Here is a 21,317-nt window from a genome sequence, read left to right as displayed (position 1 = left end):
CGGGCCGCATCGCACCACTCCCGCGCCACATCCCACGACGAAGGAAGGGAACACCGTGCTGCAACCTGACAGGTTCGACGTGACGGTGATGCTCGACTACTACACGCCGTACGTCAGCGGACTGACGGAGGCGGCACGGCTGACCGCGGAAGGGCTCGCCGCGCGCGGCTGGAAGGTCGCGGTCGCCTGCTACCAGCACGACCCCGAGCTCCCCCGGCACGAGGTCGTCAACGGCGTCCACGTCTTCCGGGCGCCCGTGCTCGCGCGGATCAGCCGGGGCTTCATCAGTCCCCAACTCCCGTTGCTGGCAGGGCGGCTCGCGGCGCGCTCCGACATCCTGCACATGCATCTGCCCAACCCCGAGGCGGGGTTCGTCGCCGCGCTCAGGCGCCGGGCCCGGCTGGTCGTGACGTACCACATCGACGTCTTCCTGCCCGACAACCCGGTGAACCGCTTCGGGATGTGGGCCGTCGACCAGACCTGCAAGTCGGCCGTACGCAAGGCGGACCTGGTCATCACCAACAGCGAGGACCAGGCGCACGGTTCGCGCATCTGGCCGACGATCAAGCGCCGCCGCCTGGCACCCATCTCCTCCCCGTGCGTGGACCGCAACGGCGGTACGCCCAGCATGCGGGACGGCGACGGGCTGCACGTCGGCTTCATGGGCCGGATCACCGTGGACAAGGGCATCGAGTACCTCATCCGCGCCTTCCGCTCCCACGACGACCCCGACGCGCGGCTGCTGATCGCGGGCGACTACGCGACCGTCGCGGGCGGCAGCAACATCGACCAGCTGCGGGCCGAGGCCGGCGACGACTCGCGCATCCGCTTCACGGGGCTGCTGCGCGGCGAGGCCGTACGGGACTTCTACGCGTCGATCGACGTGTTCGCGCTGCCCTCGATCTCGGAGTCGTTCGGCATCGTCCAGGTCGAGGCGATGATGGCGGGCATCCCGCCCGTGAGCACCGAACTCCCCGGCTCCCGCTACCCGGTGGCGGCCACCGGCTTCGGCCGGCTCGTACCGCCGCGCGACCCGGACGCCCTGCGCGAGGCGATCGTGGAGCTGGCCCGGATGCCTGCCGAGGACCGGGAGGCCGGACGGGAGGCGGCGACGAAGCTCTTCGGCGGCGACGCCTTCCTCGACGCGCACGAAGAGGCGTTCCGGCAGCTCCTGAGCGGCAGCCGGTCGTGAAGCGGCCCGGCGGCGGCGACACCGTGGGGGAACGGCGCGGCCCGGCCGCGGCCGCCGTGCCCGGTCAGCGGCAGGTCGTGCCGCCCATGGCGCTGGTCCAGGATTCCGTCCGCTCCGGGAGCGGTGCGCACGGTCCGCCGCAGGACGGCCCGTCCCTCGCCGCGGCACCCCGTACGCGGATACCCGCGGCGCTGGTGCTGCTGCGCCCCCGCCAGTGGGTGAAGAACGTCTTCGTGCTCATCGCGCCGCTCGCGGTGGATCCGGCGGCGGTTCTGCGGCATCTGACCTGGGCGCTGGCGACGGTCGTCACGTTCACGGCGGCGTCGGCGGCGGTCTACGTCCTCAACGACTGGCTCGACCGGGAGCAGGACAGGCTGCACCCCGTCAAGCGGCACCGCCCGCTGGCCTCCGGGAAGGTCGGACCGCTGGGCGCGCTGCTGCTGGGCGCGGGCTGTCTGGCGACGCTGGCGGCCGCCGGAGCGCTGCTGCCCCTGCCCGTGCAGGCCGCCGTCGGCGGGTACGCGGTGCTCAACCTGGCGTACTGCCTGCTGCTGAAGCACTATCCGCTGGTCGACGTCAGCATCGTCGCCACCGGGTTCGTGCTGCGGGCCGTCGCGGGCTGCCTCGTGGTGGCGGCGCCGTTCAACCCCGCCCTGATCATCTGCGTGTACTGCACCTGTCTGCTGATGTCGCTCGGCAAGCGGCGGCACGAACTGGAGACGGCGACCCTCCGGGGGCAGGCGGCGGCGCAGCGGCCTGCACTCTCCGGCTACTCGCTCCCCCTGCTCGACCAGCTCATGTCCGTGCTGCTGGCGGCCACGCTGATCAGTTACGAACTGTTCGTCCTCTCCGCGCCGCATCCGCACAGCTCCGTACTGGCCGTCGTCACCGTGCCGTTCGCCGTCTTCGCCCTGTGCCGTTACGCGCAGCTGCTGGCGGTGGACCGCAGCGGCGGCGAACCCGGTCAGGACGTGCTCACGGACGTGCCGCTCCTGATCAACGCCGTGCTCTGGCTGGCCTGTCTGACCGTCGGCCGAGTTCTGTGAGCACACCGACCCGGTCCGAGCCTGCACGCATGCCCCGTGCACCCACTGCGGCCGAGAGGCCACGACCCCGGAGGGCTGCGAAGAGAGGATGGTCCACTTGAGTCGCCCAAGCCCGTCGAGTCGCCCAGGCCCGGGCCTCGGCACCGCCCCACCACGCTCCCCGCTGCGGCGGGTGGTGATGGTCTGTCACCAGTACCCGCCCTGGACCGTGGGCGGCCTGGCGGAGTACGCGCAGCGGTTCGTCCAGTGTGTCCAGCGGGAGCGCGACGACGTGCCACTGACGCTGTACACCCTGAACTGCCCCGAGAACCTTGCCCGTCGGGAGCGGAACGGCTCCGTGACGATCCGGCGGCCCTGGCTGCCGCGCTGGCTCAAGCGGCGCATCGTGGCGCCGAAGAACCATCTGGCGCCCAGCGGCCGGGCCCTGTTCGCGCTCTCCCTGCTCGCCTTCAATCTGGCGACACTGCCCACGCTCGTACGAGCCCGCCGGCCGGGCACGGTGGTGGCCGTGCACGACTGGCAGAGTGCCGTCGCCGGAATTCTCGCGGCCACCGTGCTACGGCTGCCCGTGGTCTATCACGTCCACAACACCGAGATGACCATGGCCGAGCAGCCCGACGTGACCGATCCCTTCCGGCTGATCGAGATCAATCAGCGGCTGCTCGCCAGAGTCGCCGCCCGGGTCGTCGTGCCCACTCCGGAGCTGGGGCGACTGGCCGTCGCGCACGGCTGGCGGGCGGACCGCATCGACGTCGTCCCGCACGGCTGCGAGACCGGCGCCGTCCCGGCCGACCGGAACGCCGACGACGCGGAGCTCGACCACGAGCGGGAGCGAGCACGAAGCGGGCTCCGCGCGGAACTCGGGCTTCCCCCCGACGCTCCGCTGTTGGTCTTCGCCGGGCGGCTCAGCTCGGTCAAAGGCGTGCCCACGCTGCTGCACGCCCTGCCGGCGATCGCCCGCCGCCACCCCGGCGTTCAGCTGGTGATGCTCGGCGTGGGCCTCGCCGGCACGGACCAGGACGCGGCGGCGGACCGGCTGGTCACCGAGCTCGGCATCGGGGACCGGACGCACGTCTACCACCGCTATCTGCCCCAGGAGGACGTGCGGCGCCACTATCTCGCCGCCGACGCCTGCGTCTTTCCCTCCCGTTACGAGCCGTTCGGGCTCGTCTCGGTCGAGGCGATGGCCCTGGCGGCCCCGGTGGTGCTCGGCTCCGGCTTCTCCGCGCTGATCGCCGAGGACGAGGGCAGGGGCGGTCGAGCGGCGCTGCGGATGCGCGGCGACACCCCCGACGAACTGGCCGCCCTCGTCTGCCAGTTGTTGGACGACCCCGCCGCAGCCGCACGGCTGGCCGCCCGCGGCCGGGCCCACGCCCGTCGGAACTTCCGCTGGCCGGACACCATCACCCGCACTCTCGGCCTGTACGAGAGCCTGACGCGCCGGGAGCCCGGTCGTGGATGACACCAGCACCGTGGATGACACCAGCCGCCGCGGATCGCGGCCACGCTGGCGGCTGCTCGCCGGCTGGGCACTGGCCTGCGTCATCGTCGCCGGGCTCGTGCTGGCCCTCCGAGGACAGGACTGGTCAGCCACGCGCCCCATGGTGACCCTCCAGGCGCTGCCCTTTCTGCTGATCTCCTGCGTGGTCAACGTGGCAGCACTGCTGTGCGCCATGATGTCCTGGCGCAGCGTCCTCGCCGATCTCGGGCATCCGCTGCCTCGCCGCACCGCCGCCGGTGTCTACTTCGTCGGCATGAGCGCCAAATACGCGCCCGGGGCGCTCTGGGTGGTTCTCACCCATGCGCGGCTTGCCCGAAGTGTCGGTGTCGGAGCGCTGGTCACCGTCGCCGTCTGGCTGCTCAACATCCCGATCGTGCTGCTGACCGGGATGGTCGTCGGGAGCCTGGCCGCACCCCCGATGCTCGGCGACTGGAGCTGGCTGCTGCTGCTCCCGGCCGCGTCGCTGGCCTTCGTGCTGGCGCGGCCGTCGCTGGTGGGCCGGGCCGCGCAGGCGGGCGCCCGCCTGCTGCGCCGGGAACTGACCACATCCGGCTCGGGACAGCAGATCCGCGCGGCCATCGGCTGGCAGCTCGCCTGCCGTCTGGTCTCCGGCTTCCATCTGTGGCTGCTCACGCTCGCCATGGGCGCGCCCGTATGGCAGTCCCTGGTGGTCAGCATCGGAGCGTTCGCGCTGGCTACGGGGCTCAGCTCGGTCGTCGTGGTACTGCCCGACGGCGCCCTGATCCGGGAGATGGTCCTGATCGGGACACTCTCCACGGTGCTGCCCGTCACCGCGGCCACAGCGGTGGCCGTGGCCAGCCGCGCCGTCTGCCTGCTGACGGATCTCCTGGTCAGCGGCGTGTGCGCGCTGACCATGGTGTCCCGACGCTGGCGCCCCGAAGCCATCACGGAGGGTGCCGCCGAGCTTCCCCGCTCGGGGTGACGCCGCACGGCAGGCACGTATCCGCCGGCCGTCCTGGGCGCGGGGAACGGGGGCGCGTTCGCGGGAGATCAGGCGGCCGGCGGTCTTCCCGGCGTCGAGGAGAAGGCGGAGGTGCTCCGCAATGCGATCAACGGCTGTTCAGCGGGTGTTGGCGGCGTAGGTGAGAACAGCGGCCCGCGGCGGCGGGCCGCCACGGGCAGTCGGTGATCGGGACCCAGCGCGGCGGAGGCCGCGATGCGGACGCTTCGTGGCGCGGCGGCTCCAGCCGATGTGACTCCAGCCTGGAGCTCGGTGAGCTCGGTGAGCTCGGCCGAGGCGCCCTGCCCGCAAGGCCCCCGCCCCGACAGGGGGGGGCAGGTCTCAGTTCCCGGGGCAGTCGGATCAGGGCTTGAGGGCCTCGAGTTCTTTCTGAAGGCTCTCAAGTGCCGCCGCGGAGCTCTTCTTTCCGGTCAGCGCGGCGTGCGTCTCCTGCTGGATGGCTTCGGTGGCATCTCCGTAACGCACCACGCGCGGTCTCGGCTCGGCGCCGACGATGGACTTCTTCAGCACCGGCAGCCACGGGAAGTCTTCCGCCAGCTTCGGGTCGTCGTACAGCTTCGCGAAGACGGGCGCCTGCGTCGCCTTGGTGAGCCGCAGCCGCGCGCCCTCCTCGCTGGTCATATAGCGCATGAAGTCCAGCGCGGTGGCCTTGTTACGGGCCGACGCGGACAGGGCGAGATTGTGGCCGCCGAGGGAGGAGGCTCCTGTCCCCTTCTCACCGGGAATCGGAGCGACGCCGAACTTGTCGACGACCTTGTTGCCCTTGGCCTTCGTGTTCGACACGCCGTACTGGTAGGGCCAGTTGCGGTAGAAGAGCAACCGCTCCTTCTCGAAGTCCCCTCGGCCGCTCTCCTCGTTGTATGTGATGCCGTTCTCGGGCATCGTGCCGTCGCGGAACCCCTTGATCAGGTTGTCCAGGCCGCGCTTGGCCTCGGGCGTGTCCAGGTGCGGGTTCCCCTGGGCGTCGGTGACCTGGCCGCCCGCGGAGTTCACCGCTTCGGAGAAGTTGACGGTCAGCCCCTCGGACTTCTCGAACTGGCCGCCGTAGCAGGACATCCCCTTCTGCTTCGGCAGGATCTTGTCGCAGACCTCGCGCATCTCGTCCCAGGTCTCGGGCGGCTCGATGTCCGCCTTCTCCAGCAGGTCCTTGCGGTAGTAGAGCATCGCGCCGTCCGAGGCGTACGGCATCGCGAACAACTCGTCGCGGTACTTGACCGTGCCGTTGATGGGGCCGAGCGTCTTGTCGAACGGGAAGGAACTCTCGGGTATCTCGTCGATCCAGCGGTTCGCGGCGAACTCGGCGGTCCACACGACATCGAGCGTGAGCACCGTGTAGGTGTCCGCCTTCAGCTTCGCGTTCCGGATCAACTTCGCCCGCTGCTCGTCGGAGTCCTCGGGCAGTCCGATGAAGGTGACCTTCTCATCGGGGTGCCGGTCGTTCCAGCGGTCGATCAGCTTCGGGACCGTTCCGGAAGTGTTCTTGCCCGAGACGAACGTGATGGGCCCGCGCTCTTTCGCATCGGCCCCGCCCTCGTCGCTCGTCGTGCTCGGACCGCAGCCGCCGACGAGCGTGAGTGCGGCAGTGACGGCAGTGCACGGCAGCAGCCGTCGTTCGATGGCACGCACATGATCTCCTCTTGCCTTGCCGTGCCTTGGAGGTGTGCGGCCCGGCTCCCCTTCGCGGACGCCTCAGTTGAGCACAGGCCCGCTGTCACGAACCTCGCAGCCGGTGACAGGTATGTGTCAGCGGACATGACGGCGTCACCAGCCTGCGCCGACCGCTGCCGCACCGAGAAGATCGCCTGCTCCGGCAGCGTTCGAGTCCCCAGTTCTTCCGGACTCCTCCGGCGCCGCCCGGCCCGCATCGACCGCACCTGGCCCGCCCGGCACGCGAGCGCAGATACCCATGACGCTCAGCCGACGGGGATCGATCACAGCCCCAGGCCTGCTGGACGCTCGCACCGGTGCAGAGCCGGCCGAGCAGAGCGACCTCTTGCGTGAACGTACTCATGGCTCTCCTGCACGTGTAGTCACGTGATGTGCCAGACTTCACGTCGCACAAGAGGCCATCCATCGCGGCGAGTGGGCGATGGACCCGTGGAACGGTCTGCCCGCCCGGGGCGACTGCGATTCGATCCGCGAGGACGAGGCGGAGCGGAGACCCGCTCCGACCTGGGTCTGAACTGAGCACCAGGAAGAACTGCGTAGAAGTGCATGTACTCTACGTGTCGCACCGACGGGGTGTGGCGCAGCTTGGTAGCGCGTCCGCTTTGGGAGCGGAAGGTCGTCGGTTCGAATCCGGCCACCCCGACCACGTACTATGAAGCCCGCGCGTGCCTGTGTCCTGTCCGGATCCCGAGTCGTATACGGGGCGCCCCAGTAGATCGTGAATCCCCAGCAGTCAGCCCCAAGGAGACCGACCGTGAAGAGCGCCGTGGAGACCCTGAACCCCACCCGGGTTCGGCTCACAGTCGAGGTGCCCTTCGAGGAGCTCAAGGACAGCCTCGACGCGGCGTACAAGAAGATCAACCAGCAGGTGACCGTCCCCGGCTTCCGCAAGGGCAAGATCCCGGCCCGGGTGATCGACCAGCGGTTCGGGCGCGGTGCGGTGCTGGAGGAGGCCGTCAACGACGCGCTTCCGAAGCTCTACCAGTCGGCTGTCGAAGAGGGAGAGCTGAACCCGCTCGGGCAGCCCGAGGTCGACATCACCGACCTGAAGGACAACGAGCTGCTGGCCTTCACGGCCGAGGTCGACATCCGTCCCGAGGTCGAGATCCCTGACTACTCGGGCATCGAGGTCGAGGTCGACGCAGTCGATGTCACCGACGAAGAGGTGGACAAGGCCGTCGAGCAGCTCCGTGAGCGCTTCGCCTCCACCACCGTCGTGGAGCGGGCGGCCGCCGAGGGCGACGTCGTCAAGGTCGACCTGGAGGCCAAGGTCGACGGCGAGGTCCTCGAGGACGGCGTGGCGCACGGCGTCGACTACACGATCGGCTCCGGCGAGCTGCTCGAGGGCATCGACGAGGCGGTCACCGGCCTGGAGGCCGGCGGCACCGCCACCTTCACCTCCGAGCTCAAGGGCGGCTCCGCCGCCGGCCGGGAGGCCGAGGTCTCGGTGAAGGTCGAGAGTGTCTCCTCTCGCGAACTGCCCGAGCTGGACGACGACTTCGCCCAGATGGCCAGCGAGTTCGACACCATCGGCGAACTGCGCGAGGACAGCCGCAAGCGCCTCGGCCAGCAGAAGAAGTACGACCAGGCCACCGATGCGCAGGAGAAGGTGCTCGACGCCCTCCTCGGCCTCTGCGAGGTGCCGGTCCCGGAGAAGCTGCTCGCGGAAGAAGTCAGCACCCGCAAGCACAACCTGATCAACCATCAGCTCGGGCAGATGGGCCTCGACCTGGCGACGTACCTGCAGATGCAGGAGAAGTCGGAGGAGGACTTCGACGCGGAGCTCAAGGAGCAGGCGGAGAAGGGCATCCGCACGCAGTTCGTCCTCGACGAGCTCGTCAGCACCGAGAAGCTCAACGTCAGCCAGGAAGAGCTGACGGAGCACCTGATGCGCCGTGCGCAGTCCTCCGGAATGAGCCCCGACCAGTTCGCCCAGGCCGTCGTCGAGGGCGGCCAGGTGCCGATGCTCGTCGGCGAGGTCGCCCGGGGCAAGGCGCTGGCCCACGTGGTCGAGGCCGTCACGGTCAAGGACACCAACGGTGAGACGGTCGACCTCGACGACGAGGACGAGACGGCTGAGACGGTGGACGCCGAGACCGCCGCCGACGCTCCGGAAGGCGCAACGGACGAGGCCGCCGAAGCTTCCGCCGAGGCGTCCGAGGAGACCTCGGAGAAGCCGGAGAAGTCCGAGGACTGATCCCGGCGCGCAGCACTTGTGAGGGGCCGTCCCGCGGCTACGGGGACGGCCCCTCGCCTGCGTCCCACAGCCCCGCGGACCTGCGCTCACAGCGAACAGCTCCAGCTGCGGGATGGCGCTGCGGGTGCTGCGCGTTAGGGTCCCAAGTACACGAAGACCCCAGTGACGGCATGCCTTGTGTGGCCGTCCGGACACGAGCAGGTGGACACGTGACGCTTCCGATGCCTTCCGCCGCCGCTGAGCACCTTGGTGGTGGCCTCGGCGACCAGGTCTACAACCGGCTGCTCAACGAGCGGATCATCTTCCTCGGACAGCCCGTGGACGACGAGATCGCCAACCAGATCACCGCTCAGTTGCTGCTCCTTGCCGCCGACCCGGACAAGGACATCTACCTCTACATCAACAGCCCCGGCGGATCGATCCAGGCCGGCATGGCGATCTACGACACCATGCAGTACATCAAGAACGACGTGGTCACCATCGCCATGGGCCTCGCCGCCTCGATGGGCCAGTTCCTGCTGAGCGCGGGCACCCCGGGCAAGCGCTTCGCGCTGCCGAACGCGGACATCCTCATCCACCAGCCCTCCGCCGGGCTGGCGGGCTCCGCCTCGGACATCAAGATCCACGCCGAGCAGCTGCTGCGTACGAAGAAGAAGATGGCGGAGCTCTCGGCCCAGCACACCGGCCAGACCATCGAGCAGTGGACCCGGGACGCGGACCGCGACCGCTGGTTCTCCGCCGAGGAGGCCAAGGAGTACGGCTTGATCGACGAGGTGTACGGCAGGGCGGCCCAGCTTCCGGGCGGCGGCGGTACGGGCGCGTGAGCCGCGCCGTACGACCGCAGGCTCAGCAGCACCTACCGCAGTCAGCCCATCACCAGGAGAAGGCTCCGATGACCAATCTTCCCGGACGTCCCGGACTCCCCGGCTCAGGCGCGGAGAGCGCGTACGCCTCCGAGGGCCGCTACACGGGCCCCACCCCCGACTCCCGCTACATCGTCCCGCGCTTCGTCGAGCGCACCTCCCAGGGTGTTCGTGAGTACGACCCGTACGCGAAGCTCTTCGAGGAGCGCGTCATCTTCCTGGGCGTCCAGATCGACGACGCCTCGGCGAACGACATCATGGCGCAGCTGCTGTGCCTCGAGTCGATGGACCCCGACCGGGACATCTCGCTCTACATCAACTCCCCGGGCGGCTCCTTCACGGCGCTCACCGCGATCTACGACACGATGCAGTTCGTGAAGCCCGACATCCAGACGGTGTGCATGGGCCAGGCGGCCTCCGCCGCCGCGGTGCTGCTCGCCGCCGGTACCCCCGGCAAGCGGATGGCGCTGCCCAACGCCCGCATCCTGATCCACCAGCCCTACAGCGAGACGGGCCGGGGTCAGGTCTCGGACCTGGAGATCGCGGCGAACGAGATCCAGCGGATGCGGGTCCAGCTGGAGGAGATGCTGGCGAAGCACTCCACCAGGGAGATCGAGAAGATCCGCGACGACATCGAGCGGGACAAGATCCTCACCGCTGAGGAGTCGCTGGAGTACGGACTGATCGACCAGATCGTCTCCACCCGCAAGTCCTCGGTCGGGATGGGCGTCTGACCCGTCCGCGCGTCACCCACCCCCTCGGGCTGCGTCCACCCGTCGGTCCGAGGGGGGCCCAATTCGGCGGCTCGGCAAGGTACCGTCGTAGAGCACGTACCACGGACCGTCATAGCTGACGGTCCGGTCCCAGGCGAAGGGGAAGCACCTCGTGGCACGCATCGGTGATGGCGGCGATCTGCTCAAGTGCTCGTTCTGCGGAAAGAGCCAGAAGCAAGTGAAGAAGCTGATCGCAGGCCCAGGCGTGTACATCTGTGACGAGTGCATCGACCTGTGCAACGAGATCATCGAGGAGGAGCTCGCCGAGTCCTCGGAGGTGCGCTGGGACGAGCTCCCCAAGCCCCGTGAGATCTCGGAGTTCCTGGAGGGGTACGTGGTCGGCCAGGAGGCCGCCAAGAAGGCCCTCTCGGTGGCGGTCTACAACCACTACAAGCGGGTCCAGGCCGGCGAGAACGGCGGCCCGCAGGGCCGGGACGACGGCATCGAACTGGCCAAGTCCAACATCCTGCTGCTCGGTCCGACCGGCTCCGGGAAGACGCTGCTCGCACAGACGCTCGCCCGCATGCTCAACGTCCCCTTCGCCATCGCCGACGCGACCGCGCTGACGGAGGCGGGCTACGTCGGCGAGGACGTCGAGAACATCCTGCTCAAGCTGATCCAGGCCGCCGACTACGACGTCAAGAAGGCCGAGACCGGGATCATCTACATCGACGAGATCGACAAGGTCGCCCGGAAGAGCGAGAACCCGTCGATCACCCGTGACGTATCCGGTGAGGGCGTTCAGCAGGCCCTGCTGAAGATCCTGGAAGGCACCACCGCCTCGGTGCCGCCGCAGGGCGGAAGGAAGCATCCGCACCAGGAGTTCATCCAGATCGACACGACGAACGTGCTGTTCATCGTGGGCGGTGCGTTCGCCGGGCTGGAGAAGATCATCGAGTCCCGCGCGGGAGCGAAGGGCATCGGCTTCGGCGCCACGATCCGCTCCAAGCGCGAGATCGAGAACAGCAACCAGTTCGAGGACGTCATGCCGGAGGACCTGGTGAAGTTCGGGATGATCCCGGAGTTCATCGGCCGGCTCCCGGTGATGACGAGCGTCCACAACCTCGACCGTGAGGCGCTGCTGCAGATCCTGATGGAGCCCCGCAACGCGCTCGTCAAGCAGTACCAGCGCCTCTTCGAACTCGACGGCGTGGAGCTGGAGTTCGACCGTCCCGCGCTGGAGGCCATCGCCGACCAGGCGATCCTGCGGGGCACGGGTGCGCGCGGTCTTCGCGCCATCATGGAAGAGGTCCTGATGTCGGTGATGTACGAGGTGCCCTCGCGCAAGGACGTGGAGCGCGTCGTGATCACCGAAGAGGTCGTCCACTCGAACGTGAACCCGACGCTGGTGCCCCGCTCCCGCAGCAACGACCAGGAGCGGCACGAGAAGAGCGCCTGACCGCTTTCGCGTCGCGGGGCCGAGTCCCGCCGCGGCAGCGTCCGTGACGACGAGGAGGGGTGGCCGGCACACAGCCGGTCACCCCTCCTCGCTTTCGTACCGCGCAAGGGCGAGCCGCGTTCGCACAGGCGGGCTCAGTCTCTTTCGACGAGCGCCTCCTTGCGCACCTTCGCCACCAGCTCCGCGGACTTCTCCAGGTTCACCGGCAGAGTCGAGGTGCCGTCACTCGTCAGGTTCATCGACGTCACCGTGCCCACGGTGCTCGCATCGGCCCAGCCGCACATGGCCAGGCTCATGCTCGAAATCTTGTACTCCTGGCACTTGAGCACGTCACCGTCGAACCCGGCAGGGCTGAACGTCTCGAGCTTGCCCTCGGTCTTGGCGCCCGTCTCGGTCTTCAGTGACTTGCCCGACTGTTCGAAGACCCAGTCGACGGCCTTCTCGGGGTTCTGGACCGAGCCGTAGGCGCCGCCGAGCTGAAGCTTCTTCCTCGTGCCGGCCTTGTACTCCGCGCTGACGTCGGCGCTGCTCTCCATCCCCGGCACCTTCTTCTTGCCGAAGGCCCTGCCGTCGCCCTTCTCGCCCTTGCCGTCCCGCTCGTACTCGCCGGCGAGTGTGGCGGGCGTCGTCAGCTCGTACTCGGTGTCCGCTCCGGGGCCGAGGAGGAGGACACCGCCGACCGCGGCGCCCACCAGCACCAGAGCGCCCGCGGCTATGACCATGATCCGGCCGTTGCCGCCGCGCGTCCGGCCGGAGTCCGGTGCGCCCGGCTGCCCGGGAGGCTGAGCTGCCGGCTGTGCCTGCTGTGCGGGGTTCCCCGGCTCGCCGTTGGCGCCGGGCTGACTGTCACTCATCGTGGGGGGCCTCCATCATTCGTGCGAAGGGCGCCCGGCGGAGTCCTGCCGGGCGCCCCGTTCCGCCTGCCCTGTGGGCTACTTGATCTCGACTCGCGCGTCGTCGCGCAGCTTCGTGGCCAGTTCCGCGGCCTCCTGCAACGTCATGCCCTTGCCCGTCAGGACCGCCGAGGAGTCCTGGGCGGACACCATCGCCACCGTGCTGTGGTCGCCCCACATGCACAGCGGCGCCTTCAGCTCGGCCGGACCGCTCGGGCTGGAGGAGCCGGCGCCGAGCGAGACCTTGACCATCTGGCACTTCATGACGGCGTCCTCGAGGCCGGCGGGCTCGACCGTCTCGGGCTCGCCCTCCAGTTCGGCCGTGTTGCCGGAGCTCTCGGAGTTCCTCTCCGTCTCCTCGGCCATCATCTCGAAGGCCGTGTCGACCGTCGCCTCGGGATCCTCGACTTCGCCCCACACGCCGCGGAAGTTGAGCTGCTTCAGCGCCGTGCCGCTGCCGGCCTTGTACGAGCCGTACGCGCTCTGGGGCCCGTCGACACCCGCCTTCTCGAACTCGGAGAGGTCCGATGCGCTCAGGTCGTTCGTCCCGCTGCCAAGCGTGTGCTTCTGGTACTCGGAGGCCACTGTCTGAGGCGAGGTCAGCTTGTACTTCTTGCCGTCGTCACCGACCGAGCTGCCGCCCGGCCCGAAGAGGAGGAAGCCTCCGACGATCGCGCCCACGACGACGAGCGAGCCGACGACGATCGCCGCCGTCCTGCCCGTCCTGCCACCGCTCTCCGGAGGCATGGGCATCCCCGGGATCCCCTGCTGACCGTACGGGCCGGGCTGCTGTCCGTAGGGGCCGGGCTGACCGTACGGGCCCGGCTGGCCCGGCTGTTGCTGCTGCGGATAGCCGTAGCCGGGCTGCCCCGGCGCGGCGGGACCACCCTGGGCGTACGGGTTCGGGCCTTGCGGCGGCTGCCCGTACGGGCCGGGCTGTGGCGGCTGCTGGCCGTAAGGGCCGGGCTGGTTGTAGCTCATGGCGGCGCATCCCCTCCGTTGTGATGTGCGTCGCACCGACGACCATTGCCGTGGACGCACTTACGCGGCGCTCACTACATCCTCGCGGACACCACTGACGTCGCTCCCACCGGTCTCCAAACCGATTCGAGACTGGGACATTGACGCCCGTACACTGCCGTCGTGACCGAGAACCCTCAGCAGCGCCCGGATTCCCACGGGCCGAACGCAGCAGCCCCAGCCGACCTGCCGACGCAGTACGCGCCGGCCGAGGTGGAAGGGGAGCTGTACGAGCGATGGGTAGCTCGGGGTTACTTCGAGGCGGACTCCAAGAGCGACAAGCAGCCCTACACGATCGTCATCCCGCCGCCGAACGTCACGGGCTCCCTCCACCTCGGCCACGCCTTCCAGCACACGCTGATGGACGCCCTCACGCGCAGGAAGCGCATGCAGGGCTACGAGTCGCTGTGGCTGCCGGGCATGGACCACGCGGGCATCGCCACGCAGAACAAGGTCGAGCAGCAGCTGGGCGAAGAGGGCAAGTCCCGGCAGGACTTGGGCCGTGAGGCGTTCGTCGAGCGCGTCTGGCAGTGGAAGGAGGAGTACGGCGGCAAGATCCTCGGCCAGATGCGCCGCCTCGGCGACGGCGTCGACTGGACGCGCGAGCGCTTCACGATGGACGAGGGCCTCTCCCGCGCGGTCCAGACCGTCTTCAAGCAGATGTACGAGGACGGGCTGATCTACCGCGCCGAGCGCATCATCAACTGGTGTCCCCGCTGCCTCACCGCCATCTCCGACATCGAGGTGGAACACCAGGACGACGACGGCGAGTTGGTCTCGATCCGCTACGGCGAGGGCGAGGACTCCGTGGTCGTCGCGACCACCCGTGCCGAGACGATGCTCGGTGACACGGCCGTCGCGGTGCACCCGGACGACGAGCGGTACGCGCACCTGCTCGGCAGGACGGTCAAGCTCCCGCTCACGGACCGCTCCATCCCCGTCGTCGCCGACGAGCACGTGGACCCGGAGTTCGGCTCCGGCGCCGTCAAGGTCACCCCGGCGCACGACCCGAACGACTTCGCGATCGGGCAGCGGCACGACCTTCCCTCGCTGACCGTCATGGACGAACGCGGCGTGATCACCGCGCACGGCCCGTACCAGGGCCTGGACCGCTTCGAGGCGCGCTCGTCGATCGTCGCCGCCCTCCGGGAGCAGGGCCGCATCACGGCGGAGAAGCGCCCGTACACGCACAGCGTCGGCCACTGCTCCCGCTGCAGCACCACCGTCGAGCCGCGGCTGTCCATGCAGTGGTGGGTCAAGGTCGGCCCGCTGGCGCAGGCCGCGGGCGACGCGGTCCGCGACGGACGCGTCAAGATCCACCCCGCGGAGATGTCGGCCCGCTACTTTGACTGGGTCGACAACATGCACGACTGGTGCATCTCCCGGCAGCTGTGGTGGGGCCACCGCATCCCGGTCTGGTACGGCCCGGACGGCGAGGTCCGCTGCCTCGGCCCCGACGAACAGCCCCCCGCCGGTGAAGGCTGGACGCAGGACCCGGACGTCCTGGACACCTGGTTCTCCTCGGGTCTGTGGCCCTTCTCGACGCTCGGCTGGCCCGAACAGACCCAGGACCTGGCGAAGTTCTATCCGACGGACGTGCTGCTGACCGGCCACGACATCATCTTCTTCTGGGTCGCCCGGATGATGATGTTCGGCCTCTACGCGATGGACGGCGTCGCTCCGTTCCACACCATCGCGCTCACCGGCCTGGTGCGCGACGCACACGGCAAGAAGATGTCGAAGTCCTTCGGCAATGTCGTCGACCCGCTGGACTGGATGGAGGAGTACGGCTCCGACGCGCTCCGCTTCACCCTCGCCAATGGCGCCAACCCCGGTACGGACGTGCCGATCGGCGAGGACTGGGTCAAGGCGTCGCGCAACTTCGCCAACAAGATCTGGAACGCCACGCGCTTCGCGCTGATGAACGGCGCCACGGTCGAGGGCCCGCTGCCGGCCCCCTCGGAGATGTCCGCCACCGACCGCTGGATCCTGTCCCGCCTCAACTCGGTGGTCACCGAGGCCGACGGCTACTACGACGACTACCAGTTCGCCAAACTCTCCGACGCCCTCTACCACTTCGCGTGGGACGAGGTCTTCGACTGGTACGTCGAGCTGTCCAAGACCACCTTCGCCGGCGGCGGCCGTCCCGCAGAGGTCTCACGCCGCGTCCTGGGCGAGGTCCTGGACGTCATGCTGCGCCTGCTCCACCCGGTGGTCCCGTTCGTCACCGAGTCCCTGTGGACGACGCTGACGGGAGGGGAGTCCGTCGTCGTCGCCTCCTGGCCCGCCGATTCGGGTTTCCGGGACGCGGACGCCGAACGCGAGATCGCCACGCTCCAGCAGACGGTCACCGAGGTCCGCCGCTTCCGCGCCGACCAGGGCCTCCAGCCGGGGCAGCGGGTCCCGGCCCGGCTGTCCCTGGAGGGGACCCGGCTGGGGCCCCACGAGGCCGCGATCCGACAGCTCCTGCGGCTGCAGCCGCCCGGGGAGAGCTTCCACGCCACGGCGTCGCTGCCCGTCGCGGGTGCGACGGTGGAGCTGGACCTCTCGGGCGTCATCGACGTCGAAGCGGAACGCAAGCGGCTGACGAAGGACCTGGGCGCCGCCGAGAAGGAGCTGCGTCAGACCACGGCGAAGCTGGAGAACGAGGGCTTCCTCGCGAAGGCCCCCGACCACGTGGTCGCCAAGATCCGTGAGCGCCGCGGCACGGCCGAGTCCGACATCGCCCGCCTCCAGCGGCAACTGGACCAGCTCCCGGCCTCCTGACGCCTGCGGCCGTGCGGCCTGACGCCTGCGGCCGTGCGGCGCCCTGCCGACGCCGTCCGGGGCGTCGTCCCCGGTGCTGCCGCGGTGCCGTCCCCTCCGGCTCTCGCCCGGTGTGGACGGCACCGGCCGCGGTCGGGGCGGCGTCCGCCCGTACGTAGACTGGGCGCGTGAGTGACCAGTCCCAGCCCCCCGAGAACGACCCCGGCGACGACGACCCGGAGATCCCCGGCATCCCGGATCTCCAGGAGGACGACCCCTCCGACCCCTCCGAGTTCGAGGAGATCGTCGGAGCGGAGACCGACCGGGACCCGGATCTCGCCGTCATCGAGGCGGGCAGCCGCACCCTCCGCGCGCAGGCGGGTCCGCCGCAGGCCGACGTCGTCCCCGGGCGTCCGGAGGACCCCGGCACGGACCGGGCGCTGCGGGAGGTCGAGGCCGAACTGGCCACTCGCTGGCCGGAGACCAAGCTCGATCCGTCCGTGCAGCGCATCGCGGCGCTGATGGACGTCATGGGCGAGCCGCAGCGCGCGTACCCGTCCATCCACATCACCGGTACGAACGGGAAGACCAGCACCGCGCGGATGATCGAGGCTCTCCTGAGCGCCTTCGACCTGCGTACGGGCCGCTACACCTCTCCGCACGTCCAGTCGATCACCGAGCGGATCAGTGTGGACGGCGCACCCCTCCCGGCCGAGCGTTTCGTCGAGACGTACGGCGATGTGAAGCCGTTCGTCGACATGGTCGACACCCAGCAGTCGTACCGCCTGTCCTTCTTCGAGGTCCTGACCGGCATGGCCTACGTGGCCTTCGCCGACGCACCTGTCGATGTCGCCGTCGTCGAGGTCGGCATGGGCGGCACCTGGGACGCCACGAACGTCGTCGACGCGGGCGTCTCCGTCATCACGCCCATCTCCCTCGACCATGTCGCGCGTCTCGGCGACACCCCGGAGAAGATCGCGGAGGAGAAGTCCGGGATCGTCAAACAGGGCGCGACGGTGGTGCTCGCCCAGCAGCCGGTCGAGGCGGCGTCCGTGGTGCTGAAGCGCGCTGTCGAGGTGGACGCCACAGTGGCACGTGAGGGCCTCGAGTTCGGCGTGGTCTCGCGGGAGGTCGCCGTGGGCGGTCAGCTGATCACGCTGCGCGGGCTGGGCGGCGAGTATCCGGAGCTCTTCCTGCCGATGCACGGCGCCCACATGGCGCACAACGCGGCCGTGGCACTGGCCGCCGTCGAGGCGTTCTTCGGCGTCGGCGCACAGGAGGGCGGGGGCCGCACACTCGACGCGGACATCGTCCGGCAGGCGTTCGCCTCGGTCTCCTCGCCCGGCCGTCTCGAGGTCGTACGGACGAGCCCCACGATCGTTCTCGACGCCGCGCACAATCCCGCCGGCGCGCGGGCAGCCGCCGAAGCCGTCGGCGAAGCGTTCAGTTTCAGCCACCTCGTGGGTGTCGTGGGGCCGAGCAGCGACAAGGACGTCAAGGGCGTGCTGGAGGCATTCGAGCCGGTCTTCGCCGAAGTCGTCGTGACCCGCAACTCCACTCACCGCGCCATGGACGTCGACGCACTGGCCGCAGTCGCCGTCGAGGTCTTCGGCGAGGACCGCGTACAGGTCGAGCCCCGGCTCGACAGCGCGCTGGAGGAGGCGATCGCCCTCGCCGAGGGCGAGGGCGAGTACGCGGGCGCGGGCGTGCTGGTCACAGGGTCGGTCATCACTGCCGGGGAGGCCCGGCTCCTGCTGGGGAGGGACCGGTAGTGCGCACACTCTGCGCGAGCACGCTGCTGGGCGAGTTCTTCGTGATCGGCTTCGCCGGTCTCGTCGCGATGCGGACGAGCGACCTGCCGGCGGCCACTGTCTGGTCGGTCTCGGGCGCAGCGATGCTGCTGTGCCTGCTGCTGTGCGGGATGCTGACCCGAAAGGGTGGTGTGCAGCTCGGCTGGGCGCTGCAACTGGCTCTCGTGATCTCGGGGTTCGTCGTTCCGACGATGTTCTTCCTCGGGGCCTGCTTCGGCGGGCTGTGGTGGGCGTCGGTGCACTTCGGGCGAAAGGTGGACGAGGCGAAGGCCGCTCGCGCCCGCCTGGGCACCGAACCTGACACTGCGTGACGGCCCGCTTCTCCGTCCGTGTAGCCTCTGCTGACCCGCAAACCGCTGTACCGCATCCCCGCTGTACCGCTTTCTCAAGGAGCCCCCGCCATGAGCCAGCGCACACTCGTCCTCTTCAAGCCCGACGCCGTACGCCGTGGCCTCATCGGTGAACTCCTCGGCCGTATCGAGAGCAAGGCCGGCTGGACGGTCGCAGCGCTGGAACTGCGCACCCTGGGCGAGGAAACCCTGGAACAGCACTACTCGGAGCACGTCGGGAAGCCGTTCTACGAGCCGCTCGTGGAGTTCATGCAGTCCGGGCCGTCGGTCGTCCTGGTGGTCGAGGGTGAGCGCGTCATCGAGGGCGTGAGGGCACTGGCCGGGCCGACGGACCCGATTGCCGCAGCACCGGGCTCCATTCGGGGCGACTTCGGCACGATTGTGCGGGAAAATCTGATTCACGCGTCGGACTCCGAGGAGTCGGCGGAGCGCGAGTTGAAGATTTTTTTCCCGAACTTTGGCTAGCCTCTGCTGACGCGTCATCAGTCGTCAATGCCCTGGTGACCTGGGGCGACCGACAATTTCCGGTCACCCTTCGGCATATGCGGCAGTGTTGCTGGGAACGCATCACCCCGACACGACGTCACTGATTACAGGGACGACGGCTGTTGCGCCGACAATGGCGGGACACCCTTGCTACGTGTTCGAGTGACCGCGTCTACGATGGAACCTCGCGTCTCCACAGCGTTAGCGCGGACACCCTCTCCTGCCGTCCTCCCACATACATCGCTCCAGTTGGAAGGCCAGACGCATCCTATGGCGAACAACATGTCGTTCATCGGCCGTGATATGGCTGTCGACCTCGGGACCGCCAACACGCTGGTGTACGTCAGGGGTCGCGGGATCGTCCTCAACGAGCCGTCGGTCGTCGCCATCAACACCAACACAGGCGGCATCCTGGCGGTCGGCGCCGAGGCGAAGAAGATGATCGGCCGCACCCCCGGCAACATCGTGGCTGTGCGTCCCCTGAAGGACGGCGTCATCGCCGACTTCGAGATCACCGAGCGGATGCTCCGCTACTTCATCCTCAAGATCCACAAGCGACGTTATCTCGCGCGTCCGCGCGTGGTCATCTGTGTTCCCTCCGGTATCACCGGGGTCGAGCGGCGTGCCGTGATCGAGGCCTCCACGCAGGCGGGCGCCCGGCAGGTGCACATCATCGAGGAACCGATGGCCGCCGCGATCGGCTCCGGGCTTCCCGTGCACGAGGCCACCGGCAACATGGTCGTCGACATCGGCGGCGGCACCACCGAGGTCGCCGTCATCTCGCTCGGCGGCATCGTCACGGCCCAGTCGATCCGCGTCGCGGGCGACGAGCTGGACAACGCGATCATCCAGCACATCAAGAAGGAGTACAGCCTCCTGCTCGGCGAGCGCACCGCCGAGAGCATCAAGATCACGATCGGTTCCGCGCACTCCCTGGAGAAGGACGAGCACACCGAGATCCGCGGCCGTGACCTGGTCAGCGGCCTCCCCAAGACGGTCGTCATCTCGGCCGCGGAGGTGCGCAAGGCCATGGAGGAGCCGGTCAACGCGATCGTCGACGCGGTGAAGACCACGCTCGACAAATGCCCGCCGGAGCTCTCCGGGGACGTCATGGACCGGGGGATCGTGCTCACCGGCGGTGGCGCGCTGCTGCGCGGCCTGGACGAGCGGCTGCGCAGCGAGACGGGCATGCCGATCCACATCGCCGAGGACCCGCTGGACTCCGTCGCTCTGGGGTCCGGCAAGTGCGTCGAGGAGTTCGAGGCGCTGCAGCAGGTGCTCGACTCCCAGCCGAGGCGATGAGCTGAACGCAACGGTCTGCCGTGCGGTCCGCCGCATGAAGCACCACCAGTCCGCACAGTGGATCGTTGAACGTACCGGAGCCAGAGCTCGACGACTCCGGTACGAGAACCGGTCCGACTGACTGAGGGAAAGGCACGGCCGCCGCACGTGAGGGACACCCGAGAGAGCCGGCTGATGCTCGTCCTTCTGATCGCCATCGCGTTCGCGCTGATCACGGTGGACATCAGGAAGGGCGAGCAGTCTCCGATGGACAGTGCGCGGCGCGTCGCCGCCTCCGCGTTCGGGCCTGTGGAGAACGGGGTTTCGGCGGCCGTCGACCCCGTGGGCAACTCCATCGCCGCGGTCCGCGACTCCGGTGTGCGGCACGACCGGATAAGCCGTCTGGAGGCGGAGAACGCGCGTCTGAAGCAGGAACTGGGTTCGGACGACAGGCACCGTGCACGTTCCAAGGAACTGGACAGGCTGCTGAAGACGGCCGGTGCCGGCGGCTACGGCATCAAGGGCGCCCAGGTCATCGGGATCGGCGCCGCGCAGGGTTTCTCATGGACCGTCACGATCGACGCGGGCCGTGCGGACGGGCTCGTCCGCGACATGACCGTCATCAACGGCGACGGCCTGGTGGGCCGCGTCACCACCGTGGGCAGCTCCACGGCGACCGTGCTGCTCGCCAACGACCCGGACTTCTCCGTCGGTACGCGCATGGAGAAGAGCAGCGAACTGGGCTTCGCCACCGGTCGCGGAGGCGACGCGATGACTGTTCAGCTCCTCAACGGCAAGTCGGAGGTGAAGAAGGGCGACCGGATAGTGACTTTCGGCTCCCGCAACAACAAGCCGTTCGTGCCCGGCGTGCCCGTGGGCGAGGTGACCAAGGTCGACAGGACCGGCGGGGACCTCACACGGAGCGTCAGCGTCCGTCCGTTCGTCGGCTTCAGCAAGCTCGACATCGTCGGCGTGGTCGTCAAGCCTCCGCGCGAGGACCCGCGTGACGAGGTGCTGGACGCCAACAAGCCAGCCAAGCCCAAGCCCGCCCCCACGGTGACCGTCACCAAGACCCCGAGCCCCAGCGCCTCGGCACCCAGGAGCTGACCG

The 21,317-nt window shown here is 69.2% G+C and carries 17 protein-coding genes and 1 tRNA gene; 15 read left to right on the top strand and 3 right to left on the bottom strand.

The window, feature by feature from the left end; translation table 11 throughout:
- The first annotated feature begins 55 nt into the window (after positions 1-55).
- The 4 genes from ACFPA8_RS04025 to ACFPA8_RS04010 all read left to right on the top strand — a co-directional run bounded on the left by ACFPA8_RS04025 (position 56) and on the right by ACFPA8_RS04010 (position 4,682).
- Complete coding sequence (locus tag ACFPA8_RS04025; protein ID WP_386442298.1) at positions 56-1,192, top strand: glycosyltransferase family 4 protein; 1,137 nt, start codon at positions 56-58, stop codon at positions 1,190-1,192.
- Complete coding sequence (locus ACFPA8_RS04020; protein ID WP_386442295.1) at positions 1,189-2,238, top strand: UbiA prenyltransferase family protein; 1,050 nt, start codon at positions 1,189-1,191, stop codon at positions 2,236-2,238. The genes ACFPA8_RS04025 and ACFPA8_RS04020 overlap by 4 nt, the downstream gene beginning before the upstream one ends.
- A gap of 178 nt (positions 2,239-2,416) precedes the next feature.
- A complete protein-coding gene (locus tag ACFPA8_RS04015; protein WP_386442292.1) occupies positions 2,417-3,700 on the top strand; it encodes a glycosyltransferase family 4 protein in 1,284 nt (427 codons plus the stop codon).
- Positions 3,693-4,682 (top strand): hypothetical protein, encoded by a 990-nt coding sequence (locus ACFPA8_RS04010; RefSeq protein ID WP_386442291.1) that lies wholly within the window; start codon positions 3,693-3,695, stop codon positions 4,680-4,682. Before ACFPA8_RS04015 ends, ACFPA8_RS04010 begins: the two co-directional genes overlap by 8 nt.
- A gap of 381 nt (positions 4,683-5,063) precedes the next feature.
- Here ACFPA8_RS04010 and ACFPA8_RS04005 read toward each other — a convergent pair whose 3' ends face one another.
- The gene (locus ACFPA8_RS04005) at positions 5,064-6,347 is read right to left on the bottom strand and encodes an ABC transporter substrate-binding protein (protein ID WP_386442288.1); all 1,284 of its coding nucleotides are present in this window, start codon (positions 6,345-6,347) and stop codon (positions 5,064-5,066) included.
- A 611-nt stretch (positions 6,348-6,958) separates the two neighbouring features.
- Here ACFPA8_RS04005 and ACFPA8_RS04000 point away from each other — a divergent pair.
- The 5 genes from ACFPA8_RS04000 to clpX all read left to right on the top strand — a co-directional run bounded on the left by ACFPA8_RS04000 (position 6,959) and on the right by clpX (position 11,621).
- Positions 6,959-7,035 (top strand) — tRNA-Pro (locus ACFPA8_RS04000).
- Between the two features lie 108 nt (positions 7,036-7,143).
- The gene (gene tig, locus ACFPA8_RS03995) at positions 7,144-8,586 is read left to right on the top strand and encodes a trigger factor (RefSeq protein WP_386442286.1); all 1,443 of its coding nucleotides are present in this window, start codon (positions 7,144-7,146) and stop codon (positions 8,584-8,586) included.
- 221 nt (positions 8,587-8,807) lie between these two features.
- A complete protein-coding gene (locus ACFPA8_RS03990) occupies positions 8,808-9,410 on the top strand; it encodes an ATP-dependent Clp protease proteolytic subunit (protein ID WP_386442831.1) in 603 nt (200 codons plus the stop codon).
- A 68-nt stretch (positions 9,411-9,478) separates the two neighbouring features.
- A complete protein-coding gene (locus tag ACFPA8_RS03985; RefSeq protein ID WP_386442283.1) occupies positions 9,479-10,183 on the top strand; it encodes an ATP-dependent Clp protease proteolytic subunit in 705 nt (234 codons plus the stop codon).
- Positions 10,184-10,334: 151 nt separating this feature from the next.
- Positions 10,335-11,621 (top strand): ATP-dependent Clp protease ATP-binding subunit ClpX, encoded by a 1,287-nt coding sequence (gene clpX / locus ACFPA8_RS03980; protein WP_386442280.1) that lies wholly within the window; start codon positions 10,335-10,337, stop codon positions 11,619-11,621.
- Between the two features lie 134 nt (positions 11,622-11,755).
- On the opposite strand, the gene ACFPA8_RS03975 is transcribed toward clpX, so the two are convergent.
- Together ACFPA8_RS03975 and ACFPA8_RS03970 are read right to left on the bottom strand one after the other, a co-directional pair.
- Positions 11,756-12,475, bottom strand: coding sequence for a hypothetical protein (locus ACFPA8_RS03975; RefSeq protein WP_386442277.1), 720 nt, complete (start codon positions 12,473-12,475; stop codon positions 11,756-11,758).
- A 78-nt stretch (positions 12,476-12,553) separates the two neighbouring features.
- Complete coding sequence (locus tag ACFPA8_RS03970; RefSeq protein WP_386442274.1) at positions 12,554-13,495, bottom strand: hypothetical protein; 942 nt, start codon at positions 13,493-13,495, stop codon at positions 12,554-12,556.
- A gap of 162 nt (positions 13,496-13,657) precedes the next feature.
- On the opposite strand from ACFPA8_RS03970, the gene ACFPA8_RS03965 reads away from it, so the two are divergent.
- From ACFPA8_RS03965 to mreC, 6 genes are all read left to right on the top strand, one after another.
- Positions 13,658-16,300: a valine--tRNA ligase gene (locus ACFPA8_RS03965; RefSeq protein ID WP_386442271.1), complete on the top strand. Its 2,643-nt coding sequence runs from the start codon at positions 13,658-13,660 to the stop codon at positions 16,298-16,300.
- A 221-nt stretch (positions 16,301-16,521) separates the two neighbouring features.
- Positions 16,522-18,051, top strand: coding sequence for a bifunctional tetrahydrofolate synthase/dihydrofolate synthase (gene folC, locus ACFPA8_RS03960; RefSeq protein ID WP_386442828.1), 1,530 nt, complete (start codon positions 16,522-16,524; stop codon positions 18,049-18,051).
- Complete coding sequence (locus tag ACFPA8_RS03955) at positions 18,051-18,401, top strand: DUF4233 domain-containing protein (RefSeq protein WP_386442268.1); 351 nt, start codon at positions 18,051-18,053, stop codon at positions 18,399-18,401. The genes folC and ACFPA8_RS03955 overlap by 1 nt, the downstream gene beginning before the upstream one ends.
- Positions 18,402-18,491: 90 nt before the next feature.
- Positions 18,492-18,905, top strand: a complete 414-nt coding sequence (gene ndk, locus ACFPA8_RS03950) for a nucleoside-diphosphate kinase (RefSeq protein ID WP_386442265.1) — start codon at positions 18,492-18,494, stop codon at positions 18,903-18,905.
- Between the two features lie 303 nt (positions 18,906-19,208).
- Entirely contained in the window at positions 19,209-20,228 is a 1,020-nt protein-coding gene (locus tag ACFPA8_RS03945; protein WP_045863550.1) for a rod shape-determining protein, read from the top strand.
- A 147-nt stretch (positions 20,229-20,375) separates the two neighbouring features.
- The gene (mreC, locus tag ACFPA8_RS03940; RefSeq protein ID WP_386442262.1) at positions 20,376-21,314 is read left to right on the top strand and encodes a rod shape-determining protein MreC; all 939 of its coding nucleotides are present in this window, start codon (positions 20,376-20,378) and stop codon (positions 21,312-21,314) included.
- Positions 21,315-21,317: the final 3 nt, after the last annotated feature.

The organism is Streptomyces ovatisporus, assembly GCF_042653885.1.
Taxonomy (GTDB): Bacteria; Actinomycetota; Actinomycetes; order Streptomycetales; family Streptomycetaceae; genus Streptomyces; species Streptomyces ovatisporus.
Note: the sequence above shows the minus strand (reverse complement) of the source record. Positions and strands in the feature narration are given on the sequence as shown.

Bases quoted from the DNA above. Each gene is read 5' to 3' on its own strand.
- ACFPA8_RS04015 (WP_386442292.1), top strand. From the start codon at position 2,417: ATGGTCTGTCACCAGTACCCGCCCTGGACCGTGGGCGGCCTGGCGGAG.
- ACFPA8_RS03990 (WP_386442831.1), top strand. From the start codon at position 8,808: ATGCCTTCCGCCGCCGCTGAGCACCTTGGTGGTGGCCTCGGCGACCAG.
- ACFPA8_RS03985 (WP_386442283.1), top strand. From the start codon at position 9,479: ATGACCAATCTTCCCGGACGTCCCGGACTCCCCGGCTCAGGCGCGGAG.
- ACFPA8_RS03975 (WP_386442277.1), bottom strand. From the start codon at position 12,475: ATGAGTGACAGTCAGCCCGGCGCCAACGGCGAGCCGGGGAACCCCGCA.
- ACFPA8_RS03970 (WP_386442274.1), bottom strand. From the start codon at position 13,495: ATGAGCTACAACCAGCCCGGCCCTTACGGCCAGCAGCCGCCACAGCCC.
- ndk (WP_386442265.1), top strand. From the start codon at position 18,492: ATGAGCCAGCGCACACTCGTCCTCTTCAAGCCCGACGCCGTACGCCGT.
- ACFPA8_RS03945 (WP_045863550.1), top strand. From the start codon at position 19,209: ATGTCGTTCATCGGCCGTGATATGGCTGTCGACCTCGGGACCGCCAAC.